Origin of the sequence: Clostridium sp. AN503 (assembly GCF_040719375.1) — a bacterium.
GTDB lineage: Bacteria > Bacillota > Clostridia > Lachnospirales > Lachnospiraceae > Brotaphodocola.
Window position 1 is genome coordinate 451589 of record NZ_JBFDTP010000002.1, and the last position, 15952, is coordinate 467540.

Consider the following 15952-nt stretch of genomic DNA (forward strand, 5'->3'; position numbering starts at 1 on the left):
TTGTCCGTGAATACGACTTATGACGTGGAGAAGCCGCTGCGCTGCAGCGGCGGGTGAGGAATGAAAGATGGAGATTAAAGAAGATAAAGATGTTTTGATCCTGGCGATCGAGAGCTCCTGTGATGAGACTGCGGCGTCTGTGGTGAGGAATGGGCGGGAGGTGCTGTCCAATGTGATATCATCCCAGATAGCTCTGCATACCCAGTTTGGCGGTGTGGTACCGGAGATCGCATCCAGGAAACACATCGAGAAGATCAACCAGGTGATCACACAGGCGCTGGAGGATGCAGGCACGACGCTGGAGGATATCACCGCGATCGGAGTGACCTACGGTCCGGGACTGGTAGGAGCGCTCCTGGTAGGTGTGGCGGAGGCCAAGGCGATAGCCTATGCGGCAAAGAAGCCGCTCATTGGCGTGCATCATATTGAAGGGCACGTATCTGCAAACTATATTGAAAACCTGGATTTAGAGCCGCCGTTTGTATGCCTGATCGTGTCGGGAGGCCATACCCATCTGGTGATCGTGAAGGATTACGGGGAGTTTGAGATCATTGGACGGACCCGCGATGATGCGGCGGGCGAGGCATTTGACAAGGTGGCGCGCGCTGTGGGACTGGGATACCCTGGCGGACCGAAGATTGACAAGACAGCGAAGGAGGGCGATCCCCATGCCGTGGAGTTCCCCCGTGCGAAGGTGGAAGGCTCCCCCTACGATTTCAGCTTCAGCGGCCTGAAATCAGCAGTCCTGAATTATATCAACAAAGCAAGGATGACCGGCGAGGAATTCAATGTGCCGGATCTGGTGGCTTCCTTTCAGAATGCAGTTGTGGAGGCTCTGGTGAGCCGCGCTGTGCTGGCAGCAAAAGAATATGGCTATGACAAGCTGGCCATTGCCGGAGGAGTGGCGTCCAACTCTGCGCTGCGGGAAGCCATGGAGAAAGCCTGTGCTGCGGAGGGGATTGCATTTTACCATCCCTCCCCCATATTCTGTACGGACAATGCAGCTATGATCGGAGTGGCGGCGTATTATGAATATAAAAAGGGTATCCGCCATGATTGGGATTTGAACGCAATACCTAATTTAAAACTGGGGGAGCGTTAAGACTGGAATATATGCCAGAGTAAAAGACGGGAAGATTTGGAGGGCCAGGAGCCATGGAGGGATGTACATCACCGGAAATGTTAAGGATCGGAGCGGTAGTTCTGGCGGGAGGCCAGGGAAAGCGGATGAACAGCCATGTGCAGAAGCAGTATATGATGCTTGAGGGACGGCCGCTTATTTCTTATGCGCTGGAAGCTTTCGAACAAAGTCCGGTGGATAAGATCGTCCTGGTAGTCGGCCCAGGGGAAGAAGAGCATGTACGCAGGGAGATTTTAAAGCCCCTGGGTTTAAAGAAGGTAACAGCGGTGGTTCCGGGCGGAAAAGAGCGCTATCATTCGGTCTATGAGGGCTTAAAGGCACTGGAAGGCTGCGGTCATGTACTGATCCATGACGGCGCCAGACCGCTGGTCACAGCAGATATCATCCAACGGGCGATCCATGGCGCGATCAAGGAACATGCCTGTGTGGTGGGAATGCCCGTGAAGGATACCATTAAGATATCGGATGCAGATGGCTATGCGGCAGGCACACCGGACCGTGCCCTCCTGTGGCAGATCCAGACGCCTCAGGCTTTCTCCTACCAACTGGTGCGCAGCGCGTACGATCAATTGATGTCGGACCTGTCTTTACAGACCGGGATCACAGATGACGCCATGGTGGTGGAAACCTGTGGTAAGGGTAAAGTAAAGCTGGTGGAAGGAAGCTATGAGAATCTGAAAGTGACGACGCCGGAGGATTTGATCCTGGCTGAGGCGCTTCTAAAAAAAAGGCGGCTCTGATCGATTGGAGCCGCCTTGCAGGTACCGATATGTTCTATTTGCCTTATCTTGCCGGCATCTGAAATCCGGCGAGTGCTTTATTCAGATAATCGTTAAAGGGCTTCATGATCTCAAAAAGCTTTACCGCTTTTGAGAGAAAGCTCTCTCCATCCTGAAACTCTTCGTCCCCGATTGGATATTCCAGATACCAGCTTTTGAACTTCAGGTAATTTGCCTGAGGATGGTCTTTGTCATATCCGGCCGGAACATTTTTAAGGGCTGAACCTTTCACTGTAAAATATTTCTCAAATTCCGGTTCGTGGATCGTGCGGTCCCATTCCTCGGGATGTGCAGCGATATAATCCCGCACCATAGCTGTTGCATCCTTGAACATATCTGCGAACAGGCCGCCGCCGAGGAAAGACTGGTTGCCCGGCTTTATCATAATATAGTATCCCACAGGAACAGGCAGCTTGCCCATGGATGAGATGTGAGCGCGGAAGGCGGGATTGTAGGGGGATTTGTCGTGGCTGAAACGGGTATCCCGAACCAGCTTGAAGGTTAAGTCTTTTGGGACATTTCGGATCACGGTGTCGTCAAAACGTCCGATCTCCAGGATCATCTCTTGTATCAATGCCTCGAATTCCGCATTTGCCTGTCTGTAGTCGTCCTTGTGAGAATGATACCAGTCCCGGTTGTTATTTCTGCTTAACTCCTCTAAATAATTGATCATAAGCTTTGTATCCATCTATCAGTGCTCCTTTCGTGCTGTTATGGGTTGGTGACAGTGGCAGCCAATGCGGAGTCCAGGAAATCCGCAATAAACTGTCTCAGGCTTTCTGGTGATCCATAGGATTTACAGAAAGAAAACTGCTGCGACAGACTGTCAATTTCCTCCATTGCATCTTTTACATCCAGCATAGTCTGGCTGTCTATTTCTGCGGCTTCAGTGTAATCCAGATGAGCGGGATTTAACCGGTGGCTCTGAATGGCATAGTTGATCCTGTTGCGGCATTTGCATTTTCCGTCACCGTATTCTCCGCAGTAAGCTGAGAGAAAGTCTGACATTTTCCGTCGTATACGTGAGAATCTCTGACGGTATGCTTCCGGCGTGATTCCCAAAATATCCCCAGCAATACGGCTGTCCACCTTAAACATGGTCCCGAGCACAAAGATACAGCGGCTTTCCGGGTCAAGGCATTGCAGCATGACGTTGGTACATGACATTTTCAGTTCCTCTGCCAGGATTGCTTTTTCCACATCCTGAGTCAGATCAGGCAAATTTTCTAATTCTGCTTTTTCAATATCATTGCCATAGAATTCAAAGCTCAGTGGGAAATGGGCAAACATGTGCTTTTTGTAATTCTTTAAATGATTGGCTGCAATACGGAAGACCCAGGTGGTGAAGGCGCATTCCCGGCGAAAGGTGGACAGGTGGGTGATGACCTTCAGCAGGATATCCTGTGTGGCATCCTCTGCATCAGCAAATGTCCCGAGCATCCGCAGCGATAGATTAAATACAATATCCTGGATACTGGTGATAAGGATTTCAAGAGATTGTTTGTCTCCTGCAGTGGCTTTATCGATCAAAGCCAGCAATTCTTCGTTTGTTTTTTTATGCATAGATTGATACCTCCTATTTATATAGACAAGATTTCATCATCTGTGTGACAGGCGATTTGAAGTATTTTGTGTCTGTGTCTTTGACAATCAAATGTCGTTTTCTGTAATTATATAGAGAGAGATGAAGAATAGCAATGGGGTAAAGGGAAAGCGGGGAAAAGTTTGGCCAAAGTTTACGAAAAAGGTTGAAAAGAGGGATTGACATATAGAAGAAACCGTGTTAGAATTACTAACTGTCGCGTCAAGACAATAATGTTTAAAAAGGTTGAAAATGCGACAAAGAAAATATAAAAACCGCTTGACAAACTGCAAGCTTTCTATTAAAATAGAAAAGCACGTTTGAGGAGAGGTATCGAAGTGGTCATAACGAGGCGGTCTTGAAAACCGTTTGTCCGCAAGGGCGCGTGGGTTCGAATCCCACCCTCTCCGTTGGACAGGTTTAATACCTGCCGGTCATGCTATATATTGAAAACTGATGTTCAGGCATCGGTACTTTGCAGAAGTACCCAAGAGGCTGAAGGGACACCCCTGGAAAGGGTGCAGGTCGTTAATAGCGGCGCGAGGGTTCAAATCCCTCCTTCTGCGTTCCCGATAATCGGGAAAACATCTTGAAAAAAGATGAAAAAAGTTGTTGACAGATTCGACACAATGTGATAAACTAATCAAGTTGCTGTCGAAATGGCAACGGTCAAATGAACCTTGAAAATAAAAGATTGAACAGTGTTTAAAACCCTGAAAATTCTAATAAAAAAGCGTCCTGGTTGGACAGCTTTGAAATGAGATTTCAGAACAAAAACAAACCAAACAACAGTAGAACGGTTTAATGATTAGCTAGCAAGTTAATCTTGAAACCTGGACACAAACAACCAAAAGGTTTGGTCAGGCAACTGGCTGGGCCGCTTCTAAAGAAGCTAAAATTTGAGAGTTTGATCCTGGCTCAGGATGAACGCTGGCGGCGTGCTTAACACATGCAAGTCGAGCGAAGCGATTTGACGGAAGTTTTCGGATGGAAGTCAGATTGACTGAGCGGCGGACGGGTGAGTAACGCGTGGGTAACCTGCCTCATACAGGGGGATAACAGTTAGAAATGACTGCTAATACCGCATAAGCGCACAGTATCGCATGGTACGGTGTGAAAAACTCCGGTGGTATGAGATGGACCCGCGTCTGATTAGCTAGTTGGTGGGGTAACGGCCTACCAAGGCGACGATCAGTAGCCGACCTGAGAGGGTGACCGGCCACATTGGGACTGAGACACGGCCCAAACTCCTACGGGAGGCAGCAGTGGGGAATATTGCACAATGGGGGAAACCCTGATGCAGCAACGCCGCGTGAGTGAAGAAGTATTTCGGTATGTAAAGCTCTATCAGCAGGGAAGAAAATGACGGTACCTGACTAAGAAGCCCCGGCTAACTACGTGCCAGCAGCCGCGGTAATACGTAGGGGGCAAGCGTTATCCGGATTTACTGGGTGTAAAGGGAGCGTAGACGGCGAGACAAGTCTGAAGTGAAAGCCCGGGGCTCAACCCCGCGGACTGCTTTGGAAACTGCCTTGCTGGAGTGTCGGAGAGGTAAGTGGAATTCCTAGTGTAGCGGTGAAATGCGTAGATATTAGGAGGAACACCAGTGGCGAAGGCGGCTTACTGGACGATAACTGACGTTGAGGCTCGAAAGCGTGGGGAGCAAACAGGATTAGATACCCTGGTAGTCCACGCCGTAAACGATGAATGCTAGGTGTTGGGGAGCAAAGCTCCTCGGTGCCGCCGCAAACGCATTAAGCATTCCACCTGGGGAGTACGTTCGCAAGAATGAAACTCAAAGGAATTGACGGGGACCCGCACAAGCGGTGGAGCATGTGGTTTAATTCGAAGCAACGCGAAGAACCTTACCAAGTCTTGACATCCTCTTGACCGACGAGTAACGTCGTCTTCCCTTCGGGGCAAGAGAGACAGGTGGTGCATGGTTGTCGTCAGCTCGTGTCGTGAGATGTTGGGTTAAGTCCCGCAACGAGCGCAACCCTTATCCTTAGTAGCCATCATTAAGTTGGGCACTCTAGGGAGACTGCCAGGGATAACCTGGAGGAAGGTGGGGATGACGTCAAATCATCATGCCCCTTATGATTTGGGCTACACACGTGCTACAATGGCGTAAACAAAGAGAAGCGAGACCGCGAGGTGGAGCAAATCTCAGAAATAACGTCTCAGTTCGGATTGTAGTCTGCAACTCGACTACATGAAGCTGGAATCGCTAGTAATCGCGAATCAGAATGTCGCGGTGAATACGTTCCCGGGTCTTGTACACACCGCCCGTCACACCATGGGAGTCGATAACGCCCGAAGTCAGTGACCCAACCTTATAGGAGGGAGCTGCCGAAGGCGGGATTGATAACTGGGGTGAAGTCGTAACAAGGTAGCCGTATCGGAAGGTGCGGCTGGATCACCTCCTTTCTAAGGAAGAAGAAGTAAGGGTTTTACACACTGTTGAGTCTTTTATAAGGTTCAGATATTTCCGGTGCTGATGCGCCCGGGGGTCACACTCGTTCCCATCCCGAACACGACAGTTAAGCCCCAGGCGGCCGATGGTACTATATTGGAAACGATATGGGAGAGTAGGTGGGTGCCGGATTATGTGGGGGTGTAGCTCAGTTGGGAGAGCACCTGCCTTGCAAGCAGGGGGTCAAGAGTTCGAATCTCTCCATCTCCACTCGGTATAAAAATAAAACTGTTTTTATACCAGCCATGTACCTTGAAAACTGCATATTGAATTATATCTAGATAATGAGTTCGAAGGATCAGCGATGATCTGGAGGACGAAATATCAAGACATCCGAGGTGTTACATCGCGAGATGTAACCAATAAAAAAACTGTAACTCGTTGGGAGATGACACTTTTAGTGGAATCGAACAACAACCTAAGACCAGAGATTCAACGCTATGAATCTTAGACAGATACCCGCACCCGCAGGTGGAAGTCGAATTGGTCAAGCTATAAAGAGCGCAGGGTGGATGCCTTGGCACTAAGAGCCGATGAAAGACGTGATAAGCTGCGATAAGCTGCGGTGAGGAGCAAATATCCTTTGACCCGCAGATTTCTGAATGGGGAAACCTACTTGAGCAAACCTCAAGTGTCGTATGGTGAATACATAGCCATACGTCGGGAACCGCCTGAACTGAAACATCTAAGTAGGGCGAGGAAAAGAAAGAAAACTCGATTTCCAGAGTAGCGGCGAGCGAAATGGAAGGAGCCTAAACCAGAGCGCGTGCGTTCTGGGGTTATGGACTGCAACAAGTGAGCTGATTTGTTAGTGGAATGGTCTGGGAAGTCCAACCACAGGGGGTGAAAGTCCCGTACACGAAAGCAATAGGCAGCGAGCAGGATCCAAAGTACCGCGAGACACGAGAAACCTTGCGGGAAGTCGGGGGGACCACCCCCCAAGGCTAAATACTCCTTAGTGACCGATAGCGCATAGTACTGTGAAGGAAAGGTGAAAAGGACCCCGGGAGGGGAGTGAAAGAGAACCTGAAACCCTGTGTTTACAAGCTGTGGAACCACGTTAAAGGTGGAACCGCGTACTTTTTGTAGAACGGTCCGGCGAGTTACCTGTACTGGCAAGGTTAAGCACTGAAGGTGCGGAGCCGAAGGGAAACCAAGTCTTAACAGGGCCAAAGTCAGTATGGGTAGACCCGAAACCGGGTGATCTATCCATGTCCAGGTTGAAGTCACCGTAAAAGGTGATGGAGGACCGAACGCACATCCGTTGAAAAGGGTGGCGATGAGGTGTGGATAGGGGAGAAATTCCAATCGAACCCGGAGATAGCTGGTTCTCCTCGAAATAGCTTTAGGGCTAGCCTCGTATTAGTCTGCTGGAGGTAGAGCACTGAATTTCCTAGGGGGCGTCAAAGCTTACCAAAGAATATCAAACTCCGAATGCCAGCCAGATGATGTACGGGAGTCAGACGGCACGAGATAAGTTGGGTCGTCAAAAGGGAAAGAGCCCAGACCTACAGCTAAGGTCCCAAAGTGTGTGTTAAGTGGAAAAGGATGTGGGATTTCAAAGACAACTAGGATGTTGGCTCAGAAGCAGCCACACATTCAAAGAGTGCGTAATAGCTCACTAGTCGAGAGGTCCTGCGCCGAAAATGTCCGGGGCTGAAACACAACACCGAAGCTTAGGATTCATACTTAGTATGAGTGGTAGAGGAGCATTCTTAGAGGAATGAAGCAGTACCGTAAGGAGCTGTGGACTTTTAAGAAGAGAGAATGCCGGAATGAGTAGCGAGATGGAGGTGGGAATCCTCCAGGCCGAATATCTAAGGTTTCCAGAGTAAAGCTGATCTGCTCTGGGTAAGTCGGGGCCTAAGGCGAGGTCGAAAGACGTAGTCGATGGACAACAGGTTGAGATTCCTGTACCGCATATCATCAGAACTGTGGGGACACAGAACCGAATCCAAACCCGGGAATGAAAAGACCGGGGCAAGCACAGGACCAGTATGGCTGGCAAAACCGCCATGCAATGGGAGGGTGTGACGCGTACCGAACAAAAGTAGGGAAGTTGGAGTAGGGGCTGTCAAGAAAAGCCGCTATTGTGTGATATGTGCCCGTACCGTAAACCGACACAGGTGGATGAGGAGAGAATCCTAAGGCCGGCGGGAGAAGCATTGTTAAGGAACTCGGCAAAATGACCCCGTAACTTCGGGAGAAGGGGTGCCACAGAGATGTGGCCGCAGAGAATAGGCTCAAGCAACTGTTTAGCAAAAACACAGGTCTATGCAAAACCGAAAGGTGAGGTATATGGGCTGACGCCTGCCCGGTGCTGGAAGGTTAAGAGGAGAGGTTAGCGCAAGCGAAGCTTTGAATTTAAGCCCCAGTAAACGGCGGCCGTAACTATAACGGTCCTAAGGTAGCGAAATTCCTTGTCGGGTAAGTTCCGACCCGCACGAAAGGCGTAATGATTTGAGCGCTGTCTCGACAATGCACCCGGTGAAATTGAAATACCAGTGAAGATGCTGGTTACCTGCGCCAGGACGGAAAGACCCCATGGAGCTTTACTCCAGCTTGATACTGGGATTCGGTCATGCATGTACAGGATAGGTGGGAGGCAATGAAGGAAGGACGCCAGTCTTTCCAGAGCCGCTGTTGGGATACCACCCTTGTGTGACTGGGTTTCTAACCTGCACCCGTGACCCGGGTGGGGGACAATGTCAGGTGGGGAGTTTGACTGGGGCGGTCGCCTCCGAAAGGGTATCGGAGGCGCTCAAAGGTTCCCTCAGAATGGTTGGAAACCATTCGCAGAGTGCAAAGGCATAAGGGAGCTTGACTGCGAGACCGACGGGTCGAGCAGGTAGGAAACTAGGACTTAGTGATCCGGTGGTATAAAGTGGGATTGCCATCGCTCAACGGATAAAAGCTACCCTGGGGATAACAGGCTTATCACTCCCAAGAGTTCACATCGACGGAGTGGTTTGGCACCTCGATGTCGGCTCATCGCATCCTGGGGCTGAAGTAGGTCCCAAGGGTTGGGCTGTTCGCCCATTAAAGCGGTACGCGAGCTGGGTTCAGAACGTCGTGAGACAGTTCGGTCCCTATCCGGCGTGGGCGTAGGATATTTGAGAGGAGCTGTCCTTAGTACGAGAGGACCGGGATGGACTGACCTCTGGTGTACCGGTTGGGTATCAAACCCATGGCCGGGTAGCCAAGTCGGGAAGGGATAAACGCTGAAGGCATCTAAGCGTGAAGCCCCCCTCAAGATGAGATATCCCATACGCAAGTAGTAAGACCCCTTGAAGACGACGAGGTAGATAGGGCAGAGGTGGAAGTGCAGTAATGTATGGAGCTGACTGTCACTAATAGGTCGAGGGCTTGACCAAGTTGGTTTAGGAGAGAAACAGAAAACGGATGGATTCAATATGTGGTTTTGAAGGTATATGCAGGCATTGAGTACTTAGTGAGGTATGCCGAACTTAGTGTGAAAGCCCACCTGCGAAACGAGCGCGTTCTATGCGCGACATTGAGCATGGTGTTACCTTATATAAGCGCGAGTGGCTCAGTTGGTGGAGTACGACCTTGCCAAGGTCGGGGTCGCGGGTTCGAGTCCCGTCTCGCGCTCTCTACAACAAAATATTGTATATGCTGCTGTGGCTCAGTCGGTAGAGCGTCGCATTGGTAGTGCGGAGGTCACGGGTCCGATTCCCGTCAGCAGCTCTGAAGAATTCCTTGAGAAATCAAGGGATTTTTTAGTTTATAAAGAACAGTTTATAATCTTTATGAAAAATTCACCTGACATTCTGGTGATCTATATGTATAATATCTATCAAAGCCAAAAATAAAAACATAATGGAGGAATCAAACACTATGGAATCTGACCCAGAAGCGGCCAATATAATATTCCAGATCACAATTTTAATTATCTTAACACTTATCAATGCATTCTTTGCAGGCTCAGAGATGGCAGTTGTATCGGTCAATAAAAACAAGATACATCGTCTCGCAGAGCAGGGCAATAAAAACGCAGCGCTTATTGAGCGGCTGATGGAGGATTCTACAGTCTTTCTGTCAACCATTCAGGTTGCGATCACACTGGCAGGATTTTTTTCCAGTGCATCGGCAGCAACCGGGATTGCCCAGGTATTGGCAGTCCGAATGGCTGAGTGGAAAGTGCCATATAGCCAGACACTGGCAGGTATTGTGGTAACGCTGATCCTGGCGTACTTTAATCTGGTATTCGGCGAGCTGATACCAAAGCGTATAGCGCTTCAGAAAGCACAGAGCTTCAGCCTGTTCTGTGTACGCCCTATTTATTATATCTCCCGTATTATGAATCCATTTATAAAATTGCTGTCCTTATCTACCAGTGGAGTTTTAAAGCTCATTGGAATGCACAATGAGAACCTGGAGACCGATGTGTCCGAGGAAGAGATCAAATCTATGCTGGAAACAGGGAGTGAGACAGGCGTATTTAACGACATTGAAAAAAAGATGATCACATCCATTTTTTCTTTTGATGATAAACGGGCTAAGGAAGTGATGGTACCGCGGCAGGATATGGTTGCGATTGATATCAACGACCCATTAGAAGATTATATCGATGATATTTTACAGACCATGCATTCTAAAATACCTGTGTATGAGGGCGATATTGATAATATCATTGGCATCCTGTCGGTAAAAGCCCTGACTATTGAGGCGAGAAAGCAGTCTTTTGACAATCTGGATATCCGTTCGCTTTTAATGCCGCCTTATTTTGTGCCGGAAAACAGAAGGACGGATGGTCTGTTTAAAGAAATGCAGAAGAATAAGATCAAACTGGCTGTGCTGATCGATGAATATGGCGGTGTTTCAGGCATGGTGACTTTGGAGGATCTGATCGAGGAAATTGTAGGTGATATTCATGAGGAGTATGAGGTGGTAGAACCTGAGATCCTGGAGCTGGAGCCTCATAAGGTATATCGTGTGTCCGGCAGCATTTCCCGATACGATCTGAAGGAGGAAATGCATCTGCGCCTGGACAGCTCCTGTGATACATTGTCCGGTTATCTTGTGGAACGGCTGGGACATATTCCTGTCCAGGATGAGCTGCCTCTCACGATTACAACGGAGGAGGCGGATTATGAGATTGAGAGCATGGATGAGCGTGTGATCCGTCATGTAAAGATGACATTGAAGGAAACGCGGAAAGAAAATACGGAATAAAAATTCTTATTTTGTTTCATTTCATTTGATGGTATAATGAATACCGGAAGAGAAAGGCGTTTTATGAAATATAAAAGCAGGGGAAGTATCCATGTTGGACTTCCCCTGTTTGTGATATGCTGGCTTGATCCTGTTTTCAAGGTTAATGCACGCACAGGATTGCGATGCCAAGGATACTTAAAACAGTACCGGTGGCGCGGTTCAATACGATGGGAGCGGCTTTGTTGGCGAAAAGAGCAGCGATCTGTGCCCACAAGAGCGTACTGCCGACGCAGTAGACGAGGGCAGTCATATCTGGCATTCCACCGATGAAAAAGTGGCTCAGAGCTCCGGTGAGGGCGGTAAAGGTCATGATAAATACGCTGGTTCCTACGGCTGTTTTTAGTTCATATCCCAATATGCTGGTCAGCAGAAGAAGCATCATCATACCGCCGCCTGCGCCGACAAAACCGCATATAAATCCAACTGCAGTGCCGCAGAGGATGGACTGGAGCACGCGTTTTTTCATTGGAATGGCTTCCATATTGCTCTTGGTTGTCATGACAGGCCGCACAATAAACTTGATGCCCAGGAGCAGAGTCATGAATGTGGAGAAACCGCCCATGGTGCTTCCCGGAAGCAGGCTGGAGACATAGCTTCCCACTAAAGTAAATAAAAGTACAAAGGCCATCATCACAAGTCCATTTTTAATATCAAGATTGTCGTTCTTTTTGTAGGTGTAAGCGGAAGCTGCACTGGCAAGCACATCACTGGCAAGAGCAATACCGATTGCCTGATAAGGTTCCATATGAAGAAAAGCGATCAGCATGGGACTGATAACTGCGGCAGCGCTCATGCCGGCAAAGCCGGTTCCCAGCCCTGCGCCAATACCGGCTACGAAACAAACAAGAAATTTATACATTATTTCATCCCTCCATTCGATATTGGATCGATTCCTTTTTTATACTGATGGATCGCAGTGATGACATTGGTATCCATCTGTTCTAAAAGACTGCGCAGCAGCTGGTACTCATCTTTAGAAATATTGCGCAACATCAGGGAAAATTCCCTTTTTTGACACTGACGAAGGAGTGAGACAGCATCTGCTTTTTCAGCGGTGAGACTCAGCCTCTGGACTTTCCGGCTATCGGGATCCGTCAATACGGAAAGATAACCTTTTTGCCTTAAAGAATCTATTGCTGTGGAGACATTAGACTTGGCAAAGCCCCTGTAGGCGACAATGTCGCGTGCGGTATTACATTCCGGTGAATTGTACAGGAAAAGTAAAATATCAATCTCCAACTGCGAAAGCTTCAGTTCTGCGGCTACATCCTCGTAAACAAGTCCGTGGAATTGCCGATAATGATTGATCCATGCAAGGATTGGATAATTCATAATAATTGCCCTTTCATTAAAGTTATAAATAGAACGGTTATAATTATAACAATATTTAAGAAAAAAAACAAGTAAAATATTGTTTGCTTTAATGGATGTGTATTTTTTTAACAAATATCAGGAGGAAGAAAATGATCTTAGAAACAGAACGGCTGTACTTACGGGAACTGGAACAGTCTGATTATGAGGCGCTCTGCAAGATTTTGCAGGATGAAGAAGTAATGTATGCCTATGAGCATGCTTTTGATGCAGGAGAAGTCCAGGCATGGTTGGACAGGCAGATAAAACGGTATCATGATTATGGTTATGGATTGTGGGCCGTGATCCTGAAAGATCGTGGTGAATTGATCGGTCAGTGTGGCCTTACCATGCAGGAGTGCAACAATGGAGAAATCCTGGAGGTGGGTTATCTTTTTCAAAAGGCATACTGGCATAAGGGATATGCCACGGAAGCGGCCATTGCCTGTAAAGAATACGCGTTCCAGACATTGAAAGCGGATGTGGTTGCGTCGATCATACGGGATAATAATATCCCTTCGCAGAAGGTAGCCAGGAGAAATGGGATGAGCCTGGTGGATCAGTTTGTAAAGCATTATTACGGTATGGATATGCTCCATTATGTTTTTGTGGTGAGGCGGAGCCAGGAGTGAGGCAGTGCATAAATGAGAGAGAAAAAGGATAGCCATATAAAGTATACAATAAGGGTGATATTTGCTACAGTTTTGCTTGATATACTGATAAATGCAATCAGTATCTGGAATTATGCAATGGTAGATGAAAAACGTGAAGCAGATGTTTGTATTGTTCTTGGAGCAGGTACTTCTGCGGGTAAAGTTTCTCCTGTATTTGAGGAACGTCTCCGCCATGGAATCTGGCTGTATCAGAATGGATATGTCAGAAAATTGATTTTGACGGGTGGTTATGGCGCAGGCAATTCCTATTCGGATTCGTATACGGCAAAATTGTATGTAAAAGCGCAGGGAGTGCCCGAGGCGGATATTTTGATTGAAGAAAAATCGTCCATTACGCAGGAGAACATTTATTATGCGAAGGAGATAATGGAGCAAATAAATGCAGAGACTGCAATATTGGTAAGTGATCCGTTGCATATGAAACGAGCTATGCTGATGGCAAAAGACTTCGGGCTAGAAGTGTTCAGTTCGCCAACTCCTACAAGCCGATATGTCGGAATGAAAAGTAAATTCAAATTTTTAAAGAGAGAAATATTTTTTTACATTGGTTATAAAATATATCGGTTATTGTAGCTGTTAAAGTGATTTAAATATAAGAAAGCTGGATAAAATGATGGTACAAGGAACTTCTGCAGAATTATGTTTTAAAATAAAAAATAAAAAACAGTTGACAATTCTGCGCAGGTTTGGTATTATAAATCTCGCCGCTGAAAACGGTGAAGAAAAACCTTGAAAAAGGTTGAAAAAAATAAAAAAAGTTGTTGACAGATTCGACACGATATGATATCCTTTAGAGGTTGTCGCCGAAAACGGAAACAACGAAAACGAACCTTGAAAATAGAAGATTGAACAGTGTTTAAAACCCTGAAAATTCTAATGAAAAGCGTCCTGGTTGGACAGCTTTGAAATGAGATTTCAGAACAAAAACAAACCAAACAACAGTAGAACGGTTTAATGATTAGCTAGCAAGTTAATCTTGAAACCTGGACACAAACGAACAAACTAAAATTTGAGAGTTTGATCCTGGCTCAGGATGAACGCTGGCGGCGTGCTTAACACATGCAAGTCGAGCGAAGCGATCAAGATGAAGTTTTCGGATGGATTCTCGATTGACTGAGCGGCGGACGGGTGAGTAACGCGTGGGTAACCTGCCTCATACAGGGGGATAACAGTTAGAAATGACTGCTAATACCGCATAAGCGCACAGTGCCGCATGGTACGGTGTGAAAAACTCCGGTGGTATGAGATGGACCCGCGTCTGATTAGCTGGTTGGTGGGGTAACGGCCTACCAAGGCGACGATCAGTAGCCGACCTGAGAGGGTGACCGGCCACATTGGGACTGAGACACGGCCCAAACTCCTACGGGAGGCAGCAGTGGGGAATATTGCACAATGGGGGAAACCCTGATGCAGCAACGCCGCGTGAGTGAAGAAGTATTTCGGTATGTAAAGCTCTATCAGCAGGGAAGAAAATGACGGTACCTGACTAAGAAGCCCCGGCTAACTACGTGCCAGCAGCCGCGGTAATACGTAGGGGGCAAGCGTTATCCGGATTTACTGGGTGTAAAGGGAGCGTAGACGGCGAGACAAGTCTGAAGTGAAAGCCCGGGGCTCAACCCCGCGGACTGCTTTGGAAACTGCCTTGCTGGAGTGTCGGAGAGGTAAGTGGAATTCCTAGTGTAGCGGTGAAATGCGTAGATATTAGGAGGAACACCAGTGGCGAAGGCGGCTTACTGGACGATAACTGACGTTGAGGCTCGAAAGCGTGGGGAGCAAACAGGATTAGATACCCTGGTAGTCCACGCCGTAAACGATGAATGCTAGGTGTTGGGGAGCAAAGCTCCTCGGTGCCGCCGCAAACGCATTAAGCATTCCACCTGGGGAGTACGTTCGCAAGAATGAAACTCAAAGGAATTGACGGGGACCCGCACAAGCGGTGGAGCATGTGGTTTAATTCGAAGCAACGCGAAGAACCTTACCAAGTCTTGACATCCTCTTGACCGACGAGTAACGTCGTCTTCCCTTCGGGGCAAGAGAGACAGGTGGTGCATGGTTGTCGTCAGCTCGTGTCGTGAGATGTTGGGTTAAGTCCCGCAACGAGCGCAACCCTTATCCTTAGTAGCCATCATTAAGTTGGGCACTCTAGGGAGACTGCCAGGGATAACCTGGAGGAAGGTGGGGATGACGTCAAATCATCATGCCCCTTATGATTTGGGCTACACACGTGCTACAATGGCGTAAACAAAGAGAAGCGAGACCGCGAGGTGGAGCAAATCTCAGAAATAACGTCTCAGTTCGGATTGTAGTCTGCAACTCGACTACATGAAGCTGGAATCGCTAGTAATCGCGAATCAGAATGTCGCGGTGAATACGTTCCCGGGTCTTGTACACACCGCCCGTCACACCATGGGAGTCGATAACGCCCGAAGTCAGTGACCCAACCTTATAGGAGGGAGCTGCCGAAGGCGGGATTGATAACTGGGGTGAAGTCGTAACAAGGTAGCCGTATCGGAAGGTGCGGCTGGATCACCTCCTTTCTAAGGAAGAAGAAGTAAGGGTTTTACACACTGTTGAGTCTTTTATAAGGTTCAGATATTTCCGGTGCTGATGCGCCCGGGGGTCACACTCGTTCCCATCCCGAACACGACAGTTAAGCCCCAGGCGGCCGATGGTACTATATTGGAAACGATATGGGAGAGTAGGTGGGTGCCGGAT

At 48.2% G+C, this 15952-nt stretch carries 9 protein-coding genes, 5 tRNA genes and 5 rRNA genes; 15 read left to right on the forward strand and 4 right to left on the reverse strand.

The genetic code is table 11. The features are described from left to right. Nucleotides 1-67 precede the first annotated feature (67 nt). Nucleotides 68-1102 carry a tRNA (adenosine(37)-N6)-threonylcarbamoyltransferase complex transferase subunit TsaD gene (tsaD, locus tag AB1I67_RS09350; RefSeq protein WP_367029613.1) on the forward strand — a complete coding sequence of 345 codons (1035 nt, stop codon included), beginning with the start codon at nucleotides 68-70 and terminating at the stop codon, nucleotides 1100-1102. A 53-nt stretch (nucleotides 1103-1155) separates the two neighbouring features. Beyond that, the gene (gene ispD / locus AB1I67_RS09355; RefSeq protein ID WP_367029614.1) at nucleotides 1156-1881 is read left to right on the forward strand and encodes a 2-C-methyl-D-erythritol 4-phosphate cytidylyltransferase; all 726 of its coding nucleotides are present in this window, start codon (nucleotides 1156-1158) and stop codon (nucleotides 1879-1881) included. A 43-nt stretch (nucleotides 1882-1924) separates the two neighbouring features. Here the strand turns inward: ispD and AB1I67_RS09360 are convergent, their stop codons facing one another. Continuing rightward, nucleotides 1925-2608, reverse strand: coding sequence for a DUF2461 domain-containing protein (locus AB1I67_RS09360; protein WP_367029615.1), 684 nt, complete (start codon nucleotides 2606-2608; stop codon nucleotides 1925-1927). Nucleotides 2609-2631: 23 nt separating this feature from the next. Next, nucleotides 2632-3483 (reverse strand): RNA polymerase sigma factor, encoded by an 852-nt coding sequence (locus AB1I67_RS09365; RefSeq protein WP_367029616.1) that lies wholly within the window; start codon nucleotides 3481-3483, stop codon nucleotides 2632-2634. 343 nt (nucleotides 3484-3826) lie between these two features. On the opposite strand from AB1I67_RS09365, the gene AB1I67_RS09370 reads away from it, so the two are divergent. The 9 genes from AB1I67_RS09370 to AB1I67_RS09410 all read left to right on the forward strand — a co-directional run bounded on the left by AB1I67_RS09370 (nucleotide 3827) and on the right by AB1I67_RS09410 (nucleotide 11171). After that, nucleotides 3827-3912, forward strand: a tRNA-Ser gene (locus AB1I67_RS09370). Between the two features lie 67 nt (nucleotides 3913-3979). Continuing rightward, a tRNA-Ser gene (locus AB1I67_RS09375) sits at nucleotides 3980-4068 on the forward strand. 329 nt (nucleotides 4069-4397) lie between these two features. Beyond that, nucleotides 4398-5929 (forward strand): 16S ribosomal RNA (locus tag AB1I67_RS09380). 60 nt (nucleotides 5930-5989) lie between these two features. Continuing rightward, a 5S ribosomal RNA gene (gene rrf / locus AB1I67_RS09385) occupies nucleotides 5990-6107 on the forward strand. Nucleotides 6108-6112: 5 nt separating this feature from the next. Next, nucleotides 6113-6185 (forward strand) — tRNA-Ala (locus AB1I67_RS09390). Nucleotides 6186-6460: 275 nt separating this feature from the next. After that, nucleotides 6461-9349 (forward strand): 23S ribosomal RNA (locus tag AB1I67_RS09395). Together the 16S, 23S and 5S rRNA genes with 5 tRNA genes alongside form the textbook arrangement of a ribosomal RNA operon. A gap of 165 nt (nucleotides 9350-9514) precedes the next feature. Then, nucleotides 9515-9587 (forward strand) — tRNA-Gly (locus AB1I67_RS09400). Between the two features lie 23 nt (nucleotides 9588-9610). Next, nucleotides 9611-9683 (forward strand) — tRNA-Thr (locus tag AB1I67_RS09405). A 150-nt stretch (nucleotides 9684-9833) separates the two neighbouring features. Next, nucleotides 9834-11171 carry a hemolysin family protein gene (locus tag AB1I67_RS09410; RefSeq protein ID WP_367029617.1) on the forward strand — a complete coding sequence of 446 codons (1338 nt, stop codon included), beginning with the start codon at nucleotides 9834-9836 and terminating at the stop codon, nucleotides 11169-11171. A gap of 142 nt (nucleotides 11172-11313) precedes the next feature. Here AB1I67_RS09410 and AB1I67_RS09415 read toward each other — a convergent pair whose 3' ends face one another. After that, the gene (locus AB1I67_RS09415) at nucleotides 11314-12075 is read right to left on the reverse strand and encodes a sulfite exporter TauE/SafE family protein (protein ID WP_367032593.1); all 762 of its coding nucleotides are present in this window, start codon (nucleotides 12073-12075) and stop codon (nucleotides 11314-11316) included. Then, nucleotides 12072-12545 carry a MarR family winged helix-turn-helix transcriptional regulator gene (locus tag AB1I67_RS09420; protein WP_367029618.1) on the reverse strand — a complete coding sequence of 158 codons (474 nt, stop codon included), beginning with the start codon at nucleotides 12543-12545 and terminating at the stop codon, nucleotides 12072-12074. The genes AB1I67_RS09415 and AB1I67_RS09420 overlap by 4 nt, the downstream gene beginning before the upstream one ends. A gap of 131 nt (nucleotides 12546-12676) precedes the next feature. Between AB1I67_RS09420 and AB1I67_RS09425 the strand changes: the two genes are divergently transcribed. From AB1I67_RS09425 to rrf (AB1I67_RS09440), 4 genes are all read left to right on the forward strand, one after another. Continuing rightward, nucleotides 12677-13195 carry a GNAT family N-acetyltransferase gene (locus AB1I67_RS09425; protein WP_367029619.1) on the forward strand — a complete coding sequence of 173 codons (519 nt, stop codon included), beginning with the start codon at nucleotides 12677-12679 and terminating at the stop codon, nucleotides 13193-13195. Between the two features lie 12 nt (nucleotides 13196-13207). Further along, on the forward strand, nucleotides 13208-13810 hold the full coding sequence (locus tag AB1I67_RS09430) for a YdcF family protein (RefSeq protein ID WP_367029620.1): 603 nt from the start codon (nucleotides 13208-13210) through the stop codon (nucleotides 13808-13810). A 432-nt stretch (nucleotides 13811-14242) separates the two neighbouring features. Beyond that, nucleotides 14243-15774: ribosomal RNA gene (locus AB1I67_RS09435) — 16S ribosomal RNA — on the forward strand. 60 nt (nucleotides 15775-15834) lie between these two features. Beyond that, nucleotides 15835-15952 (forward strand): 5S ribosomal RNA (gene rrf, locus AB1I67_RS09440).

Excerpts from the sequence above, each read along its gene's own strand:
- tsaD (WP_367029613.1), top strand. The coding sequence starts at position 68 with ATGGAGATTAAAGAAGATAAAGATGTTTTGATCCTGGCGATCGAGAGC.
- AB1I67_RS09360 (WP_367029615.1), bottom strand. The coding sequence starts at position 2,608 with ATGGATACAAAGCTTATGATCAATTATTTAGAGGAGTTAAGCAGAAAT.
- AB1I67_RS09430 (WP_367029620.1), top strand. The coding sequence starts at position 13,208 with ATGAGAGAGAAAAAGGATAGCCATATAAAGTATACAATAAGGGTGATA.
- AB1I67_RS09420 (WP_367029618.1), bottom strand. The coding sequence starts at position 12,545 with ATGAATTATCCAATCCTTGCATGGATCAATCATTATCGGCAATTCCAC.
- AB1I67_RS09365 (WP_367029616.1), bottom strand. The coding sequence starts at position 3,483 with ATGCATAAAAAAACAAACGAAGAATTGCTGGCTTTGATCGATAAAGCC.
- ispD (WP_367029614.1), top strand. The coding sequence starts at position 1,156 with ATGGAGGGATGTACATCACCGGAAATGTTAAGGATCGGAGCGGTAGTT.
- AB1I67_RS09410 (WP_367029617.1), top strand. The coding sequence starts at position 9,834 with ATGGAATCTGACCCAGAAGCGGCCAATATAATATTCCAGATCACAATT.
- AB1I67_RS09425 (WP_367029619.1), top strand. The coding sequence starts at position 12,677 with ATGATCTTAGAAACAGAACGGCTGTACTTACGGGAACTGGAACAGTCT.